Here is a 360-nt window from a genome sequence, read left to right on the forward strand (position 1 = left end):
GAGAGTAGGACACCGCCGGACTTCTTTCAGGAAATGGCCACCCACTGTTGGGTGGCCATTTCCCGTTAACACACCGAAAGGATCGAGCCGATGGCACAGGACCGCAACTCCGATAACGAGGACGCGAAGCCTGAGCGCCGTCGCTCCGATTCCGGGTCCGGACGCCCCGCGCGCGACTCCGGCTCAGCGCCCCAGCGTCCCCGACGCGATGGCGAGCGCAAGCCCTATGGAGAGCGCGATGGCCATCGTTCTTCGTCGTCCGGCCACGCGGGTGAGCGGAGGTCGTATCCGCCTCGTGATGGTGAGCGGAAGTCGTATCCGCCTCGTGATGGTGAGCGGAGGTCGTATCCGCCTCGTGAT

This window comes from Microbacterium sp. VKM Ac-2870, assembly GCF_015350795.1.
Lineage (GTDB): Bacteria > Actinomycetota > Actinomycetes > Actinomycetales > Microbacteriaceae > Microbacterium.